General features: G+C 76.4%; 18 protein-coding genes. 7 read left to right on the plus strand and 11 right to left on the minus strand.

Annotation, left to right across the window (positions count from 1 at the left end):
- Positions 1-13 precede the first annotated feature (13 nt).
- On the plus strand, positions 14-562 hold the full coding sequence (locus ACGFI9_RS01845) for a CGNR zinc finger domain-containing protein (RefSeq protein WP_393173812.1): 549 nt from the start codon (positions 14-16) through the stop codon (positions 560-562).
- Positions 563-566: 4 nt separating this feature from the next.
- On the opposite strand, the gene ACGFI9_RS01850 is transcribed toward ACGFI9_RS01845, so the two are convergent.
- The 3 genes from ACGFI9_RS01850 to ACGFI9_RS01860 form a co-directional block, all read right to left on the minus strand.
- Positions 567-788 (minus strand): hypothetical protein, encoded by a 222-nt coding sequence (locus tag ACGFI9_RS01850; protein WP_393173814.1) that lies wholly within the window; start codon positions 786-788, stop codon positions 567-569.
- Positions 789-872: 84 nt separating this feature from the next.
- Positions 873-1643, minus strand: a complete 771-nt coding sequence (locus ACGFI9_RS01855; protein WP_393173816.1) for a DUF5995 family protein — start codon at positions 1641-1643, stop codon at positions 873-875.
- A 113-nt stretch (positions 1644-1756) separates the two neighbouring features.
- Complete coding sequence (locus ACGFI9_RS01860) at positions 1757-4699, minus strand: helix-turn-helix transcriptional regulator (RefSeq protein WP_393173818.1); 2943 nt, start codon at positions 4697-4699, stop codon at positions 1757-1759.
- Positions 4700-4889: 190 nt separating this feature from the next.
- On the opposite strand from ACGFI9_RS01860, the gene ACGFI9_RS01865 reads away from it, so the two are divergent.
- A complete protein-coding gene (locus ACGFI9_RS01865) occupies positions 4890-7436 on the plus strand; it encodes an AAA family ATPase (protein WP_393173820.1) in 2547 nt (848 codons plus the stop codon).
- 73 nt (positions 7437-7509) lie between these two features.
- Here ACGFI9_RS01865 and ACGFI9_RS01870 read toward each other — a convergent pair whose 3' ends face one another.
- The 4 genes from ACGFI9_RS01870 to ACGFI9_RS01885 all read right to left on the minus strand — a co-directional run bounded on the left by ACGFI9_RS01870 (position 7510) and on the right by ACGFI9_RS01885 (position 10553).
- The gene (locus ACGFI9_RS01870) at positions 7510-8076 is read right to left on the minus strand and encodes a dienelactone hydrolase family protein (protein WP_393173822.1); all 567 of its coding nucleotides are present in this window, start codon (positions 8074-8076) and stop codon (positions 7510-7512) included.
- 182 nt (positions 8077-8258) lie between these two features.
- The gene (paaI, locus tag ACGFI9_RS01875; RefSeq protein ID WP_393175197.1) at positions 8259-8627 is read right to left on the minus strand and encodes a hydroxyphenylacetyl-CoA thioesterase PaaI; all 369 of its coding nucleotides are present in this window, start codon (positions 8625-8627) and stop codon (positions 8259-8261) included.
- 37 nt (positions 8628-8664) lie between these two features.
- Entirely contained in the window at positions 8665-9972 is a 1308-nt protein-coding gene (gene paaK / locus ACGFI9_RS01880) for a phenylacetate--CoA ligase PaaK (RefSeq protein ID WP_393173824.1), read from the minus strand.
- Between the two features lie 149 nt (positions 9973-10121).
- On the minus strand, positions 10122-10553 hold the full coding sequence (locus ACGFI9_RS01885; RefSeq protein ID WP_393173826.1) for a DUF6766 family protein: 432 nt from the start codon (positions 10551-10553) through the stop codon (positions 10122-10124).
- 282 nt (positions 10554-10835) lie between these two features.
- Between ACGFI9_RS01885 and ACGFI9_RS01890 the strand changes: the two genes are divergently transcribed.
- Both ACGFI9_RS01890 and crcB read left to right on the plus strand, forming a co-directional pair.
- Positions 10836-11318: a CrcB family protein gene (locus ACGFI9_RS01890; RefSeq protein ID WP_393173828.1), complete on the plus strand. Its 483-nt coding sequence runs from the start codon at positions 10836-10838 to the stop codon at positions 11316-11318.
- Positions 11315-11677 carry a fluoride efflux transporter CrcB gene (gene crcB / locus ACGFI9_RS01895; protein ID WP_393173830.1) on the plus strand — a complete coding sequence of 121 codons (363 nt, stop codon included), beginning with the start codon at positions 11315-11317 and terminating at the stop codon, positions 11675-11677. The genes ACGFI9_RS01890 and crcB overlap by 4 nt, the downstream gene beginning before the upstream one ends.
- Here crcB and ACGFI9_RS01900 read toward each other — a convergent pair.
- A complete protein-coding gene (locus tag ACGFI9_RS01900; protein ID WP_393173832.1) occupies positions 11667-14756 on the minus strand; it encodes a BTAD domain-containing putative transcriptional regulator in 3090 nt (1029 codons plus the stop codon). The genes crcB and ACGFI9_RS01900 overlap by 11 nt on opposite strands.
- A 190-nt stretch (positions 14757-14946) precedes the next feature.
- Between ACGFI9_RS01900 and ACGFI9_RS01905 the strand changes: the two genes are divergently transcribed.
- Genes ACGFI9_RS01905 through ACGFI9_RS01915 form a run of 3 tightly spaced genes read left to right on the plus strand, consistent with a single transcriptional unit; the run spans position 14947 to position 16587 of the window.
- Positions 14947-15654 carry a hypothetical protein gene (locus tag ACGFI9_RS01905; protein ID WP_393173834.1) on the plus strand — a complete coding sequence of 236 codons (708 nt, stop codon included), beginning with the start codon at positions 14947-14949 and terminating at the stop codon, positions 15652-15654.
- A complete protein-coding gene (locus ACGFI9_RS01910; RefSeq protein ID WP_393173836.1) occupies positions 15651-16169 on the plus strand; it encodes a hypothetical protein in 519 nt (172 codons plus the stop codon). The genes ACGFI9_RS01905 and ACGFI9_RS01910 overlap by 4 nt, the downstream gene beginning before the upstream one ends.
- A complete protein-coding gene (locus tag ACGFI9_RS01915; RefSeq protein WP_393173838.1) occupies positions 16162-16587 on the plus strand; it encodes a hypothetical protein in 426 nt (141 codons plus the stop codon). Before ACGFI9_RS01910 ends, ACGFI9_RS01915 begins: the two co-directional genes overlap by 8 nt.
- Before the next feature lie 66 nt (positions 16588-16653).
- On the opposite strand, the gene cobA is transcribed toward ACGFI9_RS01915, so the two are convergent.
- From cobA to ACGFI9_RS01930, 3 genes are read right to left on the minus strand one after another with little or no spacing between them, the layout of a single operon-like run.
- Positions 16654-18321, minus strand: coding sequence for a uroporphyrinogen-III C-methyltransferase (cobA, locus tag ACGFI9_RS01920; protein ID WP_393173840.1), 1668 nt, complete (start codon positions 18319-18321; stop codon positions 16654-16656).
- Complete coding sequence (locus ACGFI9_RS01925) at positions 18321-18914, minus strand: precorrin-8X methylmutase (protein WP_393175199.1); 594 nt, start codon at positions 18912-18914, stop codon at positions 18321-18323. The genes cobA and ACGFI9_RS01925 overlap by 1 nt, the downstream gene beginning before the upstream one ends.
- Positions 18911-19987, minus strand: coding sequence for a HoxN/HupN/NixA family nickel/cobalt transporter (locus ACGFI9_RS01930; protein ID WP_393173842.1), 1077 nt, complete (start codon positions 19985-19987; stop codon positions 18911-18913). Before ACGFI9_RS01930 ends, ACGFI9_RS01925 begins: the two co-directional genes overlap by 4 nt.
- Positions 19988-20009 lie beyond the last annotated feature (22 nt).

Genomic DNA, 20009 nt, shown 5'->3' on the forward strand with positions numbered 1-20009 from the left:
GGAACGGACGCGGATGAGCGCGGTGCCACCCCTGGAACCCGCGCTGCGGCTGGCCGTCACGCTGCTGCACAGCTACTGGGTGCTCCAGGAGCCGGTCGACCAGCTCTCCGTCGCCCGGCTCCGCGCCGCCGGCCGGGAACTGGGCCTCGCCGCGGTCACCGACCCGCTCGGCGAGTCGGACCTGCCCCGGCTGCGGGACCTGCGGGAGCGGCTCTACCAGGTCTTCGCCGCACCCGACCCGGCCGCCCGGGTGGCCACCCTCAACGAGGTGCTGGCGGAGGTCAGCGCGGGCACCGCGGTGGAGTCCGCCCCGGACGGCACGCTGCGCCTGACCCCGCTCCCCCGCCCGGGCCCGGTCGGGCCGTTCGCCGCCCTGGTCACCGGGGCCCTCGCGCGGGCCGCCGCGACCGGCGGGGCGGACCGGTTCGGGGTCTGTGCCGCCGACCCGTGCCGGGCGCCCTATCTGGACCGGACCCGGGCCGGCCGGCAGCGGTACTGCTGCGAGCTGTGCAACAACCGGGCCGCGGCGGCGGCGTACCGGAGCCGGTCCCGGCGCGGCTGAGGCGTCAGACCAACGCGGCGGTCCAGCGGTCCACGTGCGCGTCCAGCAGGTCCGCGGTGGCCTGCCAGTAGGCCCCGTCCTCGGCGTGGATCCGCGCCCAGGGCTGCACCCCGTCCCGGGCGCCCCGGCGCAGCAGGCTCCGTCCACGGGCCGACCGGCCGCCGGACGGCGTGTCCCCGACCCGTACGACGCCGGTGGTCACGTTGCCGGTCAGCGGCTGCTCCACCGGCCCATCCTCGCACCCGGGCGACGGGGACGGCGTCCCCGCGTTCCTCCCCCCTGGCGGGAACGCGGGGACCCCCCGTCCCGGCTACTGCAGGAACGCCCCCAGCGGCGAGAGCAGCAGCCGGCCGAGCAGCGCGGCGTTGTCGTCCAGCCGCGTCCGCTCACACTCGCGGGCCTCCGGATCGTGCCGGCAGCGCCAGATCTTCTGCGCGTTGCGCCAGGCCACGTTCCGGGTGTACTCCACCAGTTCGCCCTGGTACCAGTCGTCGATGTCGCCGTTGACCATGTCGATCATGAGCTGCCAGTGGTCCAGGTAGCCCCGGCGCAGCTCGGGGATCCGCTCGGCGAAGATGTTGTTGATCTCCAGGTAGTCGCGGTGCTGGTCGGTGCCGTCGACCGGCTCGGACTCCAGGCTCTCCAGCGTGGTCACCAGCGCGAACGGCAGGTCGTAGTTGATGTGGGCGTTCACCCCGGCGGCGGCCGACGGCAGCGGCCGGGCGTCCGGACCGCGCATCCGCTTGAACAGGCAGGACCACGCCTTCGGGGTGTTCGGGCTGGACTCCGTCCAGAAGCGCAGCGCGTCGAAGTACCGGGCGGCGAACTCCACGTCCAGCCGGGCGAGGAAGACCGGATCGACGAACCGGTCGTCGTACAGCCCGTCCAGGACGGTGCTGGTGATGACCAGGTAGAGCTTGTTGAAGTCGGCGAGCGGGCAGCTCTCCTCCAGCGGAGGCAGCCGGACCAGCAGGTCCTGCAGCTTGGTGAGATGGTCGACGACCGCCGGCACGTCGGCGGGGTGGTCGGCGAGCAACCCGACGATGTCCTGGTGCACAGGACCCCAGACCGGTTCGGTCATCTCTCCTCCACAGTGCCCGGTGCGCTCCCCAGCGGCGCACCGGCAACTCCGACAGCCTTCCAGCCGACGTACGCCGGTCGGATCAGTAGAACGACGTATTCGCGCGGGTACGCCTATTCCGGCCGGTTGCGCAGGAAGATCGCGCTGGCCTGGACCCGGGTGCGGACCTGGAGCTTGTCGAAGATGTGCGACACGTGCACCCCGATGGTCCGCTCGCTGATGAACAGCCGCTGACCGATCTCCTTGTTGGTCAGCCCCTCCGCGACCGCGGCCAGCACCTCGCGTTCCCGGGCGGTGAGCGCGGCCAGCTCGTCGACCGCCGGTGCGGCGGCCGGCGCCGCCGTCCGCTGCCGGGGCGCGGGGCGGGTCTCGGCCGCCGGCCGCTCCTCCAGCGTCACCCGGGCCCGCCCCGCCAGGGTGCGGATCTCCGAGCTCAACGGCAGCGCACCCAACGCCTGCGCCATCTGGTACGCCTGCCGCAGCAGCCGCGCGGCGGTCGCCGGCCGGCTGCGCCGCGCCAGCAGCGCCTCGGCCTGCCGCAGCCGGGAATACGCCGCCGGGTAGGGGTGGTTGCGGCGGTCCCACTCAGCCGCCGAGCGGGCCCACAGCTCCGGGTCGCCCCGGCCGTCGAGCCGGCTCAGCTCCGCCGCGCAGAGCGCCAGGAACCCGTCCGCCACGTACCGCACCGGCGCGCCCGCCTTCTCGCTCTTGCGGGTCACCCGGTCGACCACCTCGCGCAGCCGGCGCACCGCCGTCGGGTCGACCTCGACCGTCCGGCTGGCGTGCGCCTCGGCCTCGGCGCGCAGCCCGTGCCAGGCCAGGGTGGCCAGCACGATGACGTCGTCGGAGCGGCTCTCGGTGAGACCACGCTGGACGGCCTGCCGGGCCAGGTCGTGCCGGCCCTGCCACATGGCCAGGCCGGCGCGGAGGATGAGCATCGGCAGCACGTGCCGGGCGCCGCCGCCGGCCAGCATCGTGGCCACCGCCTCCAGGTCCCGGTCGGAGGCCTCGACGTCGCCGTACCCGACGGAGAGCCGGCAGCGGGCGAGCAGCAGCTCCACCGCGTCGGCCCCCGACGGGCGGTGCCGCAGCGCGGCGGCGACCACCTTCTCCGCCTCGGCCCACTGCCCCACCCGGAACAGCCCGTTCGTGGCGATGGCCAGCAGCCGCGTCTCCCAGGTGCGGCCCAGCCCCAGCTCGGCGACCCGCTCGGCGCCCCGGCGGGCCACCACCACCCCCTCCTCGAGGATGTTCAGCGGCCCGGTCAGCAGCTCCGCCAGGTGCAGGTACGCGCACGCCACGTCCTCCGGCCGGCCGGAGCGTTCCGCGGTCTCCAGGGCCTGCCGCATCACCGCCAGCCCGGCCTCCGGGTCCTCCAGCCACGCCTCGCTGTAGCCCAGCGCGGCGCTGGCCAGCACCACCTCCGAGGTGGAGCCGGGCACCTCGGCGGCGAGCTGGAGCGCCTCCCGGGCCTGGTCACCGGCCTCGGCGTAGCGGCCGAGGTGCAGCAGCAGCTCGGCCAGGCGGGCGGCGGCGGTGGCCCGCTCCCGGGGCGTGCAGTCCGGGGACCCCAGGGCCCGCCGGTATTCCGCCTCGGCGGGCGCGGACCGGCCGGCGGCGGCCAGGTAGCGGGCCCGCCGGATGTGCAGGTCGCAGGTCGGCGGGCCGGCCGGATCCCGGGCCAGCTCCTCCAGCAGGTCCAGCGCCCGGACGTGCTCGCCGCTGTGATGCGCCGTCTCGGCCGCGTGCTCCAGCAGCCCCACCCGGTCCACCTCGGGCGGGGCCGGTTCGGCGTCCGGCGGGACAGCGGCCGGGGTGGCGGCCAGCTGCAACGCCGCCGACCAGTGGCGGTGCGCTTCCGCGTACCCGTGCAGCCGCTCGGCCTCGCGGGCGGCGGCCATGGCGGCGGGCAACGCCCGGCCCGGCTCGCCGGCCAGCCGCCAGTGGTGCGCCAGCCGGGCCTGGTGCAGCTCGGCGGTGGCCGAGGTAAGCGCCTCGGCGTAGCGCCGGTGCAGCGCCGCGCGCTCGGCGGGCAGCAGCTCGTGCGCCAGCACCTCGGCCACCAGGCGGTGCCGCAGCCGGTAGCCGTCGTCGGCGCCGACCAGCAGCCGGTGCGCCACCGCCGCGCGCACCGCCTCGATCAGCTCCTCCTCGGGCAGCCGCACCACCTGGGCCAGCAGCCAGTGTTCGACCGGTTCGACGCCGGCGGCGATGGCGTGCACCACCGCGTGCGCGTGCTGCGGCAGCGCGTCGACCCGGGACAGGAAGACCTCGCGCAGCGTGTCGGAGAGGTCGTCGCGGCCGTCGCGCAGGTCGCGGGCCAGCTCCTCGACCACGAACGGGTTGCCGCCGCTGCGCTGCCACATCCGGTCGGCGGCCTCGGGGGCCAGCGGGGCGCCGACGACCGCGGCGGCCAGTTCGTCGGTGCCGGCACGGTCCAACGGCGCCAGGTCGACCACCCGGACCGACCGCAGCCGGCGCAGCTCGGTGAGGACCCGGCGCAGCGGGTGGGCGCCCTGCAACGACTCGGCGCGGACCGCGGCGAGCACCGACAGCTGCAGGTCGCCGAGGCCGGCGAGCAGGTAGAGCAGGAGCTGGCGGGTGCTGCGGTCGGCCCACTGCAGGTCGTCCAGGACGAGCACCAGCGGGCGCCCACCGGCGACCAGGTGCAGCCCCTGGAAGACCCGTTCCAGCAGGGCGCCAGCGCCGTCCGGGCCCGGGGTCTCCTCGTGGAACACCTGGAGCAGGCCGCGGACCGCGGAGGCAGTACGCGCCTCGGTCCGCTCGGCGTCGAAGCGACGCAACGCCTGCCGTACGGGGTGCAGCGGGGAGGCGTCGCCGATGTCCAGGCAGGAACCGGTCAGCACGAGCGCGCCCGCGTCCCGCAACCGCGCGCTGACCTCGGCCAGCAGCCGGGTCTTGCCCACCCCGCTCTCGCCGGTGAGGAAGACCGCCGCGGTGTGCCCGGGGGCCACGTCGTCGAGCAGCGCCGCCCGGAGCACCGCCAGGGTGTCGGCACGACCGACGAGCGGTGCGGTGTCCACATCGCTGGCCATGGCACGCAGCCTAGTCACACGTTCCCGCACCGTTCTACGGGCTGGGTGCCGCAGTGGTACTCCTCGCGTCGACATTGCGACTAAAGGTTGCGGGTGGTCGACATACGTCGTCCTACCGATCCCCCGACGTACCGGTGGTGCAAGTCTCCAGAGGTCGTCAGGCACCGGGCCGGGGGAAAGGGTGGGTGCGATGCCAGTGACCACGACCGTGGGGAGTCGGGAAGCCGTCACGCGCTGGCCGGTACCGGAGGAGAGACGGACGGTCAGCGTGCTGTTCGTCGACATCGTCGGCTCGACCGGCCTGGTCGAGCGGCTCGACCCGGAGGAGGTCCGGGCGCTGCAACGCGGGTACTTCAGCACCGTGGCGGGGGTGCTGCGCCGGTGGAACGGCGTGGTGGAGAAGTACATCGGCGACGCGGTGATGGCCCTGTTCGGGGCGCACGGCTCCGACGGCTTCGACGCGTACCGGGCGGTGCGGGCCGGGCTGGAGATCCAGGAGGCGCTGGACCGGCGGGCGCCGGCGGGGACCCGGCTGCGGATCCGGGTCGGGGTGGCCACCGGCGAGGTCGTGGTGGATCTGGCCGCCACCCACGACGGCGGGCACGGCGCCGCCAGCGGCGCGGTGATCACCACCGCGGCCCGGTTGCAGCAGTACGCCCCGCCGGGCGGGGTGGTGGCCTGCGCGGCCACCGGGCGGGCCGTCGCCGGCCTGATCGAGCTGCGCCCCCTCGCGGCGCTGTCGGTGGCCGGCAAGGCGCGGCCGCTGGACGTCTGGTGGGTGACCGGGCCGGGTCGGGCCGGGTCGGCCCGCCACCACCAGGGCCCGCTGGTCGGCCGGCGGCGGGAGCTGGCCACCGCCGGTGACGAGATCGCCCGCGCGGTGCGGGAGCGCCGGCCCCGCTGGGTCTCGCTGGTCGGCCCGCCGGGCAGCGGGCGCAGCCGGCTGCTGCACGAGCTGACCCGCACGGTGTCGACGGTGGACGGTGCGCCGGTCCGCTGGTGCGTGGCGCACTGCCCGCCGTACCCCCGGGGGGAGCTGGCGCCGCTGGCCGACATGGTCCGCGCGTTCGCCGGGGCCCGCGACGCCGACCCCGCCCCGACCGTACGCCGGCGGCTGGCCGCCGCGCTGGACACGCTGCTGGAGCCGGCCCGGCGGGCCGCCGCGGCACACGCCCTGGCCGACTTCCTGGCGGCCCCGCAGGACGCCGGGGCGGCGGCCCGGGGGGCCGAGGTGTGGCGGGAGGTCCTGCTGGACCTGGCGGCCCACCGGCCACTGGTGGTGGGCGTGGACGACCTGGACCGGGCCGCGCCGCCGCTGAACCGGTTCCTGCACCGGCTCTTCGCCGCCGCGACCGAGCGGTCGCTGCCCCTCGCGGTGGTGGCCACTCACGGGCCGGGCTGGGCCGACCTGCTGCCCGGGGCCGCCGGCCGGCGGCGCCGGGTACCGCTGGGCCCACTGGGCACGGTGGACACCGGTCGGCTGCTGCGGCACCTGCTCGGCCGGGCCGGCCAACCGGCCGCGCTGGCCCGCGACCTGCTGCCCCTGGCCGGCGGCAACCCGGCCGTCGCGCAGGCGTACGTGCGGGCGCTGGACCCCGACGCCGGGCCGGCCGGGCCGGTCCCGGAGGCGGTACGCCGGATGGTCGACGCCCGGCTGGACCGGCTGGACGGACCGCAGCGGGCCGTGCTCATGGCGGGCGCGGCGTGCGGGACCGACGTCGACTCCGGCACGGTGGAGCGGCTGCTGGACTGGACGGTGGGCCGGGCCGAGCCGGTGCTGCGGGACCTGGTCGAGGCCGGCGTGCTGCGCCGGACCGGCCGCGACCGGTACGCCGTCGCCGAGCCCACCGTGGCCCGGGTGGCGCGGCACCGGCTCCCCCGCACGCTCCGGGCCGAGTTCGCCCGCCGGGCCCGCACGCGGCCCGCCCCCACCTGCCCGGCCCCGCACCCGGCCGGCACCTCCGGCGCGCACCCGGCCAGGGCGTCCCACCCCGCGCGCCCGGGCGGCGCAATCGGCATCGCGCCGCCGGCCGGCGCCGCCGCGGCCCCGCGGCCGGGCGGCGGGATCGGCATCGTGCGACCGGCGGGTGTCGCCGCGGCCACGAGCCCAGCGGGCGGGATCGGCGCGGCGGCCGACGTCAGCCGCGCCGGGCAGCCGGGCGGCGTGATCGGCATCGTGCGGCCGGCCGGCGGCGCCGCGGCGGCGCGGCCGGCGCGAGTTTCCGGAGCCGCGCAGCCGGCCGGCGTCTCCGGGGCCGCGAGCCCGGCGGCCGGGTTCGGCGCGGCGGACCGGGCCGGCGTCGGCCGCACCGGGCGGCCGGTGGGCGGGGTCGACACCACGCGCCCGGCCGATGGTGCGGCGCACCCGACCGCGTCGGCCGCCGGGTCACCGGGACGTCCGTCGCGGTGCCGCCCGGCCGGGGCGGACCCGGCGGGCCGCGTCGACCGCTCCGGCCGCCACCTGACGGTGCGCGACCCGGACCGGGGGCAACCCGCGCCGGACCGGGCAGCCCAGGCGGCCGGCCCCGGGGGGACCGGCTCGGTACGCCACCTCAGGACCCTGGCGGCACCGCCCGGGCCAGCCGTCGCGCCCGGGGCCGCCGGCACGCCGGCCGTGGGCGGGCCGGCACGCGGGATCCGGAGACCGGCACTGGTCCCCTCGACCGTGGCGCCGGCCCCCGGGTCGCGATTAGACCGGGCGCGCGAGGCCGGACGACCGGCGCTCGCCGCCGCCTGACCCGACGCCGTGGCCGGAGCGGGCACGGGGCCACTCCGGCCACGGCGTCGACCCGGGTGGTCCCGTTGGGCGGTCAGCGACCGGCGAGGAAGGTCAGCGCCCGGTCCCAGGTCAGCGCGGCGGCCAGCGGGTCGTGGTCGGGCAGGTCCGGATCGGTGTAGAGGTGCCCCGGGCCCGGGTAGCGGTGCACCGAGACCTCGGCGCCGGCCGCGCTCATCGCCCGCTGCCACTCGTCGAGCTCGTCCTGCGGCTCGTACTCGTCGGGATCGGCGAGGTGCAGTTGGACCGGCAGCCCGGGGCGGACCGACTCGGGGGCACCGCCGGTGCCGTGCAGCAGGAGCAGCGCCGCCGCCTCGGGGCGCTCGGCGAGCAGCGCCCCGGCCACCCCGGCGCCCATCGAGAAGCCGGCCAGCACCGCCTCGGCGGGCAGCGCCGCAGCCGCCGCGCGGGCCCGCTCCAGGACCGCGTCCCGGCCGACCTTGTCGAGCAGCGCGAAGCCGTCCGCGACGGTGTCGGCGGCGGGCAGCCCGTACAGGTCGGGGGTGGTGACCTGGTGGCCGGCGGCGCGGAACCGGTCGGCGGCGGCCAGCACGGCCGGCCGCAGCCCGTAGACCGAATGCAACAGCAGGATGTGTGCCATCCGGCCATCGTGCCCCAGGCCGCCGACAGAAGCCGCACGACGCGACCGGGCACCGGTCAGCGCAGCGACTCCAGCCGGGCCACCAGCTCCACCGGTGGCGGCGGCGCCGCGACCTCCCGGCTCACCCGGGGGCCGCCAGCGGTCCGTGGGGCCCCGCCGGTCCGGGCTCGGCGGCCGGTCGGTTACCGGGCGATGGTGCGGCTGCGGCCCCGGAACTCGGCCACCACCTCGTCGTCCCGCCACACCGTGACGTCGTAGATGCCGCTGCGGCCGTGGCGGACCCGCTCGGTGGCGCGGGCCTCCAGCAGGTCGCCCTCGTGGACCGGGCGGAGGAAGCTGATCTCGCCGCCGGCGGCGACGGTGGCCGGGCCGTGGCTGTTGCAGGCCAGCGCGAAGGCGGTGTCGGCGAGCAGGAAGACGAATCCCCCGTGCCCGATGGCGTGGCCGTTCAGCATGGCCGCGGTGACCCGCATCCGGGCCACCGCCGTGCCGTCGCCGGCCGAGACCAGCTCGATGCCGAGCCCCTTGGAGGCCACGTCGGCGTCGAACATGTCGTGGGCCGCGGTGCGGCCGTCGTGGTCGGCCACGTCAGTGCTCCCGCCGCTGGTCCACGATTCGGCGCATCTTGCCCATCGACCGCTCCACCCCGTCCGGTTCGATGACCTGCACGGCCACGCTCACCCCGATGGTGTTCTTGACCTGCTGCACCAGGGCCGTCCCGGCCCGCCGCGCCTCGTCCTCGGCCACGCCGACCCGGCGCTCCACCTTGACGGTGAGGGTGTCCATCCGGCCCTGCCGGTCCAGCACGCACTGGAAGTGCGGCGACAGCGCCGGCGTACGCAGGATCAGCTCCTCGATCTGGGTGGGGAAGACGTTCACCCCGCGCACGATCATCATGTCGTCGGTCCGGCCGGTGATCTTCTCGATCCGCCGCATCGTCCGGGCGGTGCCGGGCAGCAGCCGGGTCAGGTCCCGGGTCCGGTAGCGGACCACCGGCATCGCCTCCTTGGTGAGCGAGGTGAGCACCAGCTCGCCCTGCTCGCCGTCGGGCAGCACCTCGCCGGTCACCGGGTCGATGATCTCCGGGTAGAAGTGGTCCTCCCACAGGTGCAGGCCGTCCTTGGTCTCCACGCACTCGACCGCCACCCCGGGCCCCATCACCTCGGACAGCCCGTAGATGTCCACCGCGTGCATGTCGAGGCGCTGCTCCATCTCCCGGCGCATGTCCTCGGTCCACGGTTCGGCGCCGAAGATGCCCACCTGGAGCGAGGTGGAGCGCGGGTCGATGCCCTGGCGTTCCAGCTCGTCGACGATGGCCAGCATGTAGCTGGGGGTGACCATGATGACATCGGGCGCGAAGTCGCGGATCAGCATGGCCTGCCGCTCGGTCATCCCGCCGGAGACCGGGATGACGGTGCAGCCCAGCTCCTCGGCGCCGTAGTGCGCGCCGAGGCCGCCGGTGAAGAGCCCGTAGCCGTACGCCACGTGCACCCGGTCGCCGGGACGGCCGCCGGCGGCCCGGATCGAGCGGGCCATCAGCCGGGCCCAGGTGGCCAGGTCGTCCCTGGTGTAGCCGACCACGGTGGGCCGGCCGGTGGTGCCGGACGAGGCGTGCAGCCGGGCGATCCGCTCCCGGGGCACCGCGAACATGCCGAACGGGTAGTTCTCCCGCAGCTCCGCCTTGCCGGTGAACGGGAAGCGGGACAGGTCGGACAACTCGCGCAGGTCGTCGGGGTGCACGCCGGCCGCCTCGAACGCCCGGCGGTAGTGCGGCACGTTGTCGTACGCGTGCCGCAGCGACCAGCGCATCCGCTCCAGTTGCAGGGCCCGCAGCTCGTCGACGCCGACCCGTTCGACGGGTTCCAGCTCCTCGGGACGAGGGGTGCGGTCCTGCACGGTTGCCTCCTGCGCGACGGTCCCGACGCCGCGTCGCGCCGGGCGATGCCGCACACCGTACGCCCGTACCGGTCGTCCTGCCAGGTCAGGGGGTGGGTGCCGGTGGTGCCCGCCCGGCGGCCCCGGACGGGCACCGGGTCAGCGGATCGTCACGGCTGGTCCGGGTCGAGGCCGCGCTCGCGGAGCAGGGCGTCCAGCTTCGCCTCCATCCGGTCGTCCGACTCGCGGGACTGCGAGGAACCCCAGTAGTAGAAGATGGCCAGTCCGGCGGCCTGCCAGATCAGCTGGAGGAACTCCGACTGCCAGTTCTCGAAGGTGCTGGCGAGGAACTGCGGCAGGAACTCGCTCCAGGCGAACGACTGGCCGTGCTGGCTGGCCTCGTTGCTCTCCACGGTCAGCTGGAAGAAGAACTGGCCCAGCCAGGAGAAGACGAAGAGCGCCCCGGTGACCAGGGCGAAGGAGTACGCCTTCGGCCACGTCGGCTTGCGGAACGGTGGACCCTCGTGGCGCCCGGCACGCCGGCCCCCGTCGGTCCGGGACTCCGTCGGACGTGTCTCCGCCGTGGTGCTGCCTCCGGCCATCACGAACCCCCTCTCGGCACAGCTGAACGGCGGAGAATGTGCCCCCGCGGCGGGAGATCGAAACCGATGCGGCGGGTGGGCCTCGATGAGCGCAGGCCGGTCGGGGATGGGCGGCCGTCCCGATCACGCCGCGCCGGGGACGGGCGGGACCGGCGGGTCCAGCCCCGGGTTATCCTCGGCGCAGACCGGCGGTGGGGCCCGCCGTCCCGGGCGCGCCGGGAGAACCGCGGAACACCGCCAACGGTCCCTGCCAGTGAGGCCCTGACTGGTGGGGAGGCACCGTTGACCCGACCCGACGAGTTCCGCGTCGACCCCGACGTCGACCTGCACGTACCCGCCGACCGCGGCGAGCTGGCCGCGCACCCGGCGGCGGTGCTCGGCGCCATCGCCGCCGGGGGCGCGCTCGGCGCGCTGACCCGGGCCGGCGCGCAGACCGCCTTCCCGCACCCGCCCACCGGCTTCCCGTGGGCCACCTTCGGCGTCAACGTCACCGGCTGCCTGCTGATCGGCGTGCTGATGGCGGTGCTGACCGCCCGCCCGGCCGGCCCGCTGGTCCGGCCCTTCCTCGGCGTCGGGGTGCTGGGCGGCTTCACCACCTTCTCCACGTACGCGGTCGACGTGCACCGGGCGGTGGCCGCCGGGGCGCCCGGGACGGCGCTGGCCTACCTGGCGGCGACCCTGTTCGGGGCGCTGCTGGCGGTCTGGACCGGGGACGCGGTGGCCGGCCGGCTGCTGGCCCGGGCCCGTGGTGGGGAGGCCCGGTGACCGTCCTGCTGATCGCGATCGGGGCGGCGCTCGGCGCTCCCTTGCGCTACCTGACCGACCGGGCGGTCCAGGCCCGGCACGACTCGCCCTTCCCGTGGGGCACGCTGACCGTCAACGTGGTCGGCTCGCTGGTGCTCGGCGCGGTGGCCGCGGTGCCCGCCTCCCCGGCGGTGACCGCGCTGGTCGGCACCGGCTTCTGCGGCGCGCTGACCACCTGGTCCACGCTCAGCTACGAGACGCTGCGGCTGAGCCGGGAGGGCGCCCACCGGCACGCCCTGGCGAACGTGCTGGTCAGCCTGGCCGCCGGGCTGAGCGCGGCCACCCTGGGGTATGCGCTGGCGCGCGCGGTCACCGGCTGACCGGCGTCTCGGCGTACCCGGTCTCCTTGGCCAGCAGGGTGGCCCGCTCGTCCAGCCGGGCCGCCTCCGCCGCGTCGCCGGCCGCCTCGGCCACCCGGGCGAGCACCCGCGCGGCGCGCAGCTCGATCGGCCGGTAGCCGGCCCGGACCGCCAGCGCGGACGCGGCCCGGCCGTGTTCCCGGGCGGCGTCGGGCGCCCCGGCGGCCAGCTCGGCGGCGGCGAGGCCGGCCAGCGAGGTCGCCTCGCACCAGCAGAACCGGGTCTCCCGGGCCAGCTCCAGGGCCCGCCGGTGCTCGGCCGCGGCCTCGGCCGGTCGGCCCAGCGCCAGCAGCACCCGGCCGAGCGCGTACCGGGCCCACGCCTCGGTGCCGGTGTCGCCGATCTCCCGGGTGAGCGCCACCGCCCGCTCGGCGTCCGCCCGGGCCTGTTCCGCGCGGCCGGTCGCGCACCAGAGCACCGCCCGGCCGGCGAGGGCGGTCGCCTCGCCGTACCGGTAGCCGAGGTCGTGGTTGGCGGCCAGGCCGCGCGCGTACAGCTCCTCGGCCGCGGAGTGGTCGCCGAGGTCCCGGCGGACGCTCGCCAGGTCGACCAGGAGGACGGCCACGTTGTACCGCGCCCCGGCCCGCTCGCCCCGGTCGTGCGCCGCCCGGAAGTGCTCCTCCGCCTCGGCCAGCGCACCGAGCTGCCAGTACGCGAAGCCGAGGTTGGCCAGGCACATCGCCTCCCCGCCGTCGATGCCGAGCTGTCGGTTGAGCGTCAGCGACCGGCCCGCGCAGTCGATCGCCGCCTGCGGGTCGCCGAGGCGCTGGTGCACCGCGCTGAGGTTGTTGAGCATCCCGGCCCGCCCCTCCGGCCAGTCGTCGCCGATGTCGATGCGCAGCCCGTCGCGCAGGTGCCGGCGGGCCTCCTCGTACCGGCCACTGGTGACGTGCGCCAGGGCGATGCTCATGTGCATGGCGACCTGCGCCAGCCGGTCGTCCTCGGCCCGGGCGGCGTCCAGCGCGACGCTCGCCGCCGCCAGCCACTCGGCGCGCCGCCCCCGCTGGTGGAAGTACGCCCGCAGCGCGTCGGTGAGCTGCCAGGCGTACCGGCGGGGGCCGTGCCGGGCAGTCTGCTCCACCGCCGCGGTGAGGTTGGTCCACTCGGCGTCCAGCCAGGCCAGTGCCGCCTCCGGGGTGCCGAACGGGTCCGCCGGCACGGGGCGGGGCAGCCGGGCGAAGTGCGGGATGAGCCGGCGGCCGGCCGCGTCCGCGGTCGCCAGCCAGTGGTCGAGGAGCCGCCGCCGGGCCTGGTCCCGCTCGGCGGCGTCCTCCTCCCCGGTGACCCGGTCCAGGGCGTACCGGCGCAAAAGGTCGTGGAAGCGGTACCGGCCGCCGGGATGCCGTTCCAGCAGGTGCGCCGCCGCGAGGGCGCGGAGCAGCCGTTCGGCGGTGGCCGGCGGGGTCCCGGCGAGCGCCGCCGCCGCGCCGGCGGCGAAGCTCGACCCGGGCACCAGCCCGAGGCGGCGGAACATCAGCTGCTGCTGTGCCGACAGCGTCCGGTAGGACAACGCGAACGCCTTGGTCACCGCCCCCTCCTCGGCCCCGTCGACGGTGAGCCCGGCCAGCGGGTCGCCCTCGGCCAGCTCCCGGGCCAGCCCGGCGATCTCCGGCTCCCCTGCGGCCTGGAGGTTGGCCGCGGCGATCCGCAACGCCAGCGGGAGGTGCCCGCAGAGCCGGGCCAGCCGGGCCGCCGCGGCCGCCTCGGCGCGGACGGTGCCGTCGCCGAGCAGGGCGGCCAGCAGGCGGGCCGAGTCGTCCGGGGTGAGCACGTCCAGCGGGAGCGGCCGGGCGCCGGCCCGGGCCACCAGTTCGCCGAGGCGGTGCCGGCTGGTGACCAGCACGGTGCCCGCGGCCGGGATCAGCGGCAGCACCTGGGCGGCGTCGCGGGCGTTGTCCAGCACCAGCAGCACGTCCCGCCCGGCGAGCCGGGACCGGAACATCGCCGCGCGGGCGTCCAGCCCGTCCGGCACGGCCCGCGGGTCGACACCGAGGCCGTTGAGGAGCTGGGCGAGCGCGGCGGCCGGCGGGACCGGCTCCCGTTCCGCGTCGAAGCCCCGCAGGTCGAGGAAGAGCTGGCCGTCGGGGAAGGCGTCGCGGACCCGGTGCGCCCAGCGCACCGCCAGCGCGCTCTTGCCCACCCCGGCGGTGCCGCTGACCACCCAGATCCGGATGCCCGCCGACGGCTCGTCCAGGGTCGCGTCCAGTCGCGCCAGGTCGTCGGCGCGGCCGGTGAAGCCAGGTACGTCGTGGGGCAGCTGGGCGGGACGGACCGGCCCCCGGTGGTCGGTGCGGTCGGGCGGGTCCAGCGCCGGGTCGGCCCGGAGGATGAGCTGTTCCAGGCGGCGCAGCTCGGGCGCGGGGTCGAGGCCCAGCTCGTCGGCGAGTTGGGCGCGGACCCGCCGGTAGGTGGCCAGCGCCTGGTCGGTACGGCCCTCCCGGTGCAGGGCGAGCATCAGCTGCCCGGCCATCCGCTGCCGGCCCGGGTGCCGGGCGACCTGGTCGGTCAGTTCGCCGACCAACTGCCGGGCGCGCCCCAGCCGCAGCAGCGCCTCCGCCCGGTCCTCCACCGCCACCCACCGGGCCTCGTGCAGCCCGGCGCAGAGCCGGTGGCGGACGGCCTCGTCGGCCACGTCGGCGAGCGGCTCCCCCCGCCACAGCCCGAGCGCCCGGTCCAGCAGGTCGACCGCGGCCTCGTCGTCGGCGTCGCGGGCCCGGGCGGTGAGCGCGGTGAACCGGTGCGCGTCCACCGCGTCCGGGTCCACCTGGACGAGGTAGCCGGCACCCCGGCCCACCACCTCCACCGGCGCGTCGAGCCGGCGGAAGGTGGCCCGCAGCCGGGAGACCAGCGCCTGGAGGGTGCCCCGGGCGCTGCGCGGCGGCGACTGCCCCCAGACCAGGTCGACCAGCCGGTCCACCGGCACCACCCGGTCGGGCTCCAGCAACAGCGCGGCGAGGACCAGGCGGGGTTGCCGCCCGCCGACGTCCACGCGGGCGCCGGCGGACCACACCTCCACCGCGCCCAGGACCCGGAACTCCATCGACGTACCTCCCCGGTGCCGCAGTATGCCGGTCCGCTGTGGACCGACTGCAAGCCGGTTGCAAGCCAGCTGCATCGGCGGGAATGGATCCTCGTGCCGTCCCGCCGGGCGGTCGCCCCCCGACCCTCCGGCGGGACCGGCGGCGGCCCGCCGGGCCGCGTCCGGTGACCTCGGATTGGGGGAACGACGAGTGAGCAGATTCAGCCGCCCCGGCCCACGTCGGTGGGGCCTGGCCGCGGCGGCCGCGCTGGTGGCCGCCGGGCTGGTGGCGACGGTGAGCGTCGGGCACGCCGACACCGGCGTACGCCTCGACGCGCGCCCGGAGTCGCTGGCCTTCGGAAAGGAGGTCTACCACTTCGACACCGTCGCGCAGATGACCGCGACGTCGCACCTGGTGGTGTACGGCACGGTGACCGCGGTCGAGCCCGGCCGGACCGCCAGCGTCGACGAGGACCCGGCGGCGGTCGGCGGGGACACCCGGCTGCGCAACGTGACGATCGAGGTGTGGGACGTCCTGCACAACCCGAAGAACATGCTGGTCCCGCCGACGGTCACCCTCGAGGAGGAGGGCTGGGACGAGGAGGGGCGCGGCTACATCTCCAACAACGTGACGTGGAGCGAGGTCGGCGACGCCGGCTACTTCTTCCTCCGTCGTGACCTCGACGTCAGCGACCCGCACACCTTCCTGCTGGCCAGTTCCGACGGCCGGGCACTGGAGGCGAACGGCGTGCTGGAGCCGAGCAACCCGGAGAACGAGCTGGCCACGTCGATCAGCGGAATGACGGCCGGCCTGTTCTACGAGACGGTCACCGACGCCAGCGCGGCGGTGGCCGCCGGCACGCTGACCGCGTCGGCCCCGACGGCGAACCAGCCGGTGATCGAGGAGAGTGGGGAATGAGGCGTACGGCGACGATCCTGGGCACCACGCTGGCGGTCGTGCTGGCGTTCGCGCCGCCGGCCCTGGCCAGCCACGGCGGGAACTCCGGCCACCGGCCGGACAACACCAGCCAGGACGTGGAGTCGAACTATCTGACCACCAACGGCAAGGCGGCGGTGGCGCACGGCCGGGCGCAGCTCGACCGCACCGACATCACCACCTCGGTCGGCGGCTCGGACATCCACGTCTACGACAAGTCGTACACCGCGAGCTGGTACGGGCAGGAGACCTGCACCGACACCAACTGGTGGAACGGCCGGTGCGACCACTTCGACGTCAAGTTCAACACCCGGACCATGACCGGCTACGGCGTGTCGTACTGGAGGAGTCTCGGCTGCCACGAGTTCGGGCACACCGGAGCGCTGAAGCACCGCTACCACAGCACCGACGGCAACGACAACTCGTGCATGCGCGACGACATCTGGCCGCTGTACTACGACACCCACGACATCGACGCGATCAACGACAATGTCTGACCGTCGCCTGCTCGTCGGCGGAGCCGTCGCCGGGCTGCTCGCCGTCGCCCTCGGCGGCTGGTGGCTGTCCCGGCCCGACCTGCCGTCGGACTGGTCGGGCCGGGACCGGTTCTGCGCGGAGGCGGAGACCTTCACGCTCACCAACCAGGCCCGGTTGACCGGCGACGAGCGGGTGGCGGCGCTCCAGGCCATGATCCGCTCGGCGCCGGACGACCTGGTCCCGGACCTGGAACGGCTGGCCGGCTCGATGGCCGACGACGACGAGGGGCACGCGCACCCGCCGGGCACGGCCGCGCACACCCACGGGACGGCGGCGGCCACAAAGGACTCGCCCGAGGCGGTGCGGGCGAGCGGAGAGCGGGCGGGTGAATTCATCGAGCGCACCTGCGGAGTGAACCTGCCCAACGTCCGCACCTGACGGTCGGGCGACGGCGGGCGGGCGGATGTGCGGCCGCCCACCCGCCCTGGGGGCGGCCGGCCCGGACTACGGAACCGGGCCGGCCGGACCCACCGGTGCGCCGCGCAGGCCGACGACCGGCCCCACGACGAAGACCGCCGGCGGGCGGACGTCCTCCCGGGCGGCCAGCGCACCCACCTCGTCCAGCCGGGACGACCACGCCCGCTGGTCGGGGTGACCGGCGTCCCGCACCACCAGCACCGGGGTGTCCGGGGCGCGGCCGTGCTCGACCAGCGCCGCCGCGATCTTCGCGATCGTCTCCACCGCCATCAGCAGCACCACCGTGCCCCGGGCGCGGGCCAGCGCCGCCCAGTCGACCAGCGAATCCGGGTGCCCGGGCGGCAGGTGCCCGGAGACCACCGTGACGTCGTGGGCGACGCCCCGGTGGGTCACCGGCACCCCGGCCAGGGCCGGCGCGGCGACCGCGCTGCTCACCCCCGGCACCAGCACGGTCTCCACCCCGGCCGCCGCGCAGGCGAGGACCTCCTCGTGGCCGCGCCCGAAGACGTACGGGTCGCCGCCCTTGAGCCGGACCACCCGCTTGCCGGCCCGGGCGTGCCGGATCAGCGCGTCGTTGATGGCGTCCTGCGCCATCGACGGCCCCCGGGGCACCTTCGCCGCGTCGACCACCAGCACGCCGGGACGCAGCCCGCGCAGCAGCCCGGCCGGGGCGAGCCGGTCGGCCACCACCACGTCCGCGGCGTCGAGCAGCGCCTTGCCGCGCACGGTGATCAGGTCGTCCGGGCCGGGGCCGCCGCCCACCACGGCGACCTGGCCGGGGCGCAGCGCCGGCTGGTGGTGGTGGTCCCCGGGGTGATGGTGGTGGTGGCCAGGCCCGTCCGCCGGGTCGTCCGGGTGATGGTGCGGGGTCTGCGGCCGGCCCACCTTGTCGACGAATCCGGGCAGCGGCACCCGGTACGCGCAGGTGTCGCAGTTCATCCGGATGTCCCCGCGCAGCGCCTCGGCGTACCGTTCCAGCACCAGGTCGGCCAGCGCGTCGCAGTCGCCGATCACGTCGGCCACCCGCACGTCCAGGCCGGGATGGTCGGCCGCGAACTCCCGGGCCTGCGCGCCGATCCGGTCCGGCAGCACCCCGGCGAACAGGAAGTACGGGGCGACCACGATCCGCCGGGCGCCCAGCCGGCGCAGCCGTTCCAGCACCGCCGGCACGGACGGCTCGGCGAGGGAGACGAAGCCCGGTTCGACGCCGGCGTAGCCGCGCCCCTCCCAGAGCAGCCGGGCCACCTTGGTGACCTCGGCGTTGGCGTCCGGGTCGGAGGAGCCGCGCCCGATCAGGGCCACCCAGGTGTCGGCCCGGTCCGCGCCGTCCAACGCCGCGTCGATCCGCTCCGCCAGCACCTCCTGCAGCAGCGGGTGCGGCCCGAGCGGCCGGCCGTACGCGTACCGCAGGCCGGGGTGACGCCGCTTCTCCCGGGCCAGGGCGGCGGGAATGTCGCCCTTGCCGTGCCCGGCGGCGGCGAGCACCAGCGGCAGCGCGACCAGCCGGCGGTGGCCCCGCCCGACCAGCGCGCCGACCGCGTCGGTGAGCGGTGGGCGGGACAGCTCGATGAAGCCGCCCTCGGCGTCGTCGACGACGCCGCGGCGGCGGATCCGCGCGACGAGCGCGGCGAACTGGGCCACCCCGGTCGCGCTGCGGGTGCCGTGCCCGACGATCAGCAGCGGGCGGCGGTCCATCACTTCTCCTCCAGGTAGAGCAGGGCGTTGAGCGCGGCGGCGGCGACGGCCGAGCCGCCCTTCTCCCCCACGTTGGACACGGCGGGCAGGCCGGCGGCCCGCAGCGCCGCCTTGGCCTCGGCGGCGCCGACGAAACCCACCGGCAGGCCCACCACCAGCGCCGGGGCGACGTCGAGGTCGATCAGCTCGACCAGCGCGGTCGGGGCGCAGCCGACCACCCAGACCGCGCCGGGGCCGACCCGGTCGTACGCGATCCGGACCGCCGCCGCGGAGCGGGTGAGGCCGGCGGCGCGGGCCAGCTCGGCGGCGGCCGGCTCGGCGACCGGGCAGACGAGCGGGCGGCCGCCCTGGGTGATGCCGGCGGCGACCATCCACACGTCGGTGACGATCGGCGCCCCGGCGCGCAGGGCGGCCAGCCCGGCGGCGAGCCCGTTCTCGTCGCAGACCAGGTCGGTGACGTAGTCGAGGTCGGCGCTGGCGTGCACCACCCGCTCGGTGACCGCCCGGGTCAGCGGCGGCAGGTGGGACAGGTCCACCCGCTCCCGCAGGATCCGGTACGACTCCGCCTCGATCGGGTGCACGATCCGCATCAGCCCACCTGGCCGTAGCGGCGGTCGTGACCGCGCAGCCGCCAGAGGACGACGGCACCGCCCCAGGCGAGCGCGAAGAGCGCCACCACGGCGTAGCCGAGCTGCTCGAAGTGGTCGGCGATGGCGGCGTACCCGGCCAGCGCGGTGACGCCGAGGTGGTCGGCGAGCAGCCCGGCCAGGTAGACGCTGGCGACCAGGCCGCCGACCAGCACGGTCATCCCGGTGGTGGCCAGGTTGTACCAGAGCCGCCGGGCCGGCTGCCGGTACGCCCACGAGTAGGCACGGCTCATCAACAGGCTGTCCGCGGTGTCCAGGGCGGACATCCCGGCGGCGAAGAGCAGCGGCAGGGTGAGCAGGGCCAGCACCGGCAGCTTCCCGGCCGAGGCGGTGCTGGCCGACAGCGCCAGCAGGGTCACCTCGCTGGCCGTCTCCAGGCCCAGCCCGAACAGGAACCCGACCGGAGCCATGTGCCAGGAGGACCGGACCAGGGTACGCGCCCGCGCGCCGAGGATCCGGTTCACCAGCCCCCGGTTGAGCATCAGCAGGTCCAGTTCGGACTCGTCCAGGTCGCCGGCCCGCAGCCGCCGCCACAGCCGCGCCAGGCCGGCCAGCACGGCCGCGTTGAGCACGGCCACCAGGAGCAGGAAGCCGCTGGCGGTGATCGCGGCCACGGTCGCGCCGAGCTCGCGGAACCCGGCCAGCCCGCTGTCGCTCAGCCGGGTGGAGGCGAGCCCGACGACCAGGGCGAGCAGCAGCACCACGGCGCTGTGCCCGAGGGCGAAGAAGAAGCCCACGCCGACCGGGCGCCGGCCGCGCAGCAGCATCAGCCGGGTGGTGTCGTCGATGGCGGCGATGTGGTCGGCGTCGAAGGCGTGCCGCACCCCCAGCGCGTACGCGAGGGTGCCGGCGCCGGCCAGCCCGCCGGCCGCCGCCGGCTGGTGGTTCCAGTACAGGTAGAGGCTGACGCCGGCGACGTGCAGCGCGGCGACCGCGCAGACGATGCCGCCGAGGCGGGCCCGCTCGGCGCGGCTCCACCGGCCGGTGGGCGGCGCGGCGGCGGTCGGGATGGAGGTCATCGCTCTCCTCGGGGTTCGGGGT

Source organism: Micromonospora sp. NPDC048930 (genome assembly GCF_043197935.1).
Lineage (GTDB): Bacteria > Actinomycetota > Actinomycetes > Mycobacteriales > Micromonosporaceae > Micromonospora.

Excerpts from the sequence above, each read along its gene's own strand:
- ACGFI9_RS01855 (WP_393173816.1), bottom strand. The coding sequence starts at position 1,643 with ATGACCGAACCGGTCTGGGGTCCTGTGCACCAGGACATCGTCGGGTTG.
- ACGFI9_RS01870 (WP_393173822.1), bottom strand. The coding sequence starts at position 8,076 with ATGGCACACATCCTGCTGTTGCATTCGGTCTACGGGCTGCGGCCGGCC.
- ACGFI9_RS01845 (WP_393173812.1), top strand. The coding sequence starts at position 14 with ATGAGCGCGGTGCCACCCCTGGAACCCGCGCTGCGGCTGGCCGTCACG.
- ACGFI9_RS01915 (WP_393173838.1), top strand. The coding sequence starts at position 16,162 with ATGTCTGACCGTCGCCTGCTCGTCGGCGGAGCCGTCGCCGGGCTGCTC.
- ACGFI9_RS01930 (WP_393173842.1), bottom strand. The coding sequence starts at position 19,987 with ATGACCTCCATCCCGACCGCCGCCGCGCCGCCCACCGGCCGGTGGAGC.
- ACGFI9_RS01860 (WP_393173818.1), bottom strand. The coding sequence starts at position 4,699 with ATGGCCAGCGATGTGGACACCGCACCGCTCGTCGGTCGTGCCGACACC.
- ACGFI9_RS01910 (WP_393173836.1), top strand. The coding sequence starts at position 15,651 with ATGAGGCGTACGGCGACGATCCTGGGCACCACGCTGGCGGTCGTGCTG.
- ACGFI9_RS01885 (WP_393173826.1), bottom strand. The coding sequence starts at position 10,553 with ATGGCCGGAGGCAGCACCACGGCGGAGACACGTCCGACGGAGTCCCGG.
- cobA (WP_393173840.1), bottom strand. The coding sequence starts at position 18,321 with ATGGACCGCCGCCCGCTGCTGATCGTCGGGCACGGCACCCGCAGCGCG.
- paaI (WP_393175197.1), bottom strand. The coding sequence starts at position 8,627 with ATGTTCGACGCCGACGTGGCCTCCAAGGGGCTCGGCATCGAGCTGGTC.
- ACGFI9_RS01900 (WP_393173832.1), bottom strand. The coding sequence starts at position 14,756 with ATGGAGTTCCGGGTCCTGGGCGCGGTGGAGGTGTGGTCCGCCGGCGCC.
- ACGFI9_RS01865 (WP_393173820.1), top strand. The coding sequence starts at position 4,890 with ATGCCAGTGACCACGACCGTGGGGAGTCGGGAAGCCGTCACGCGCTGG.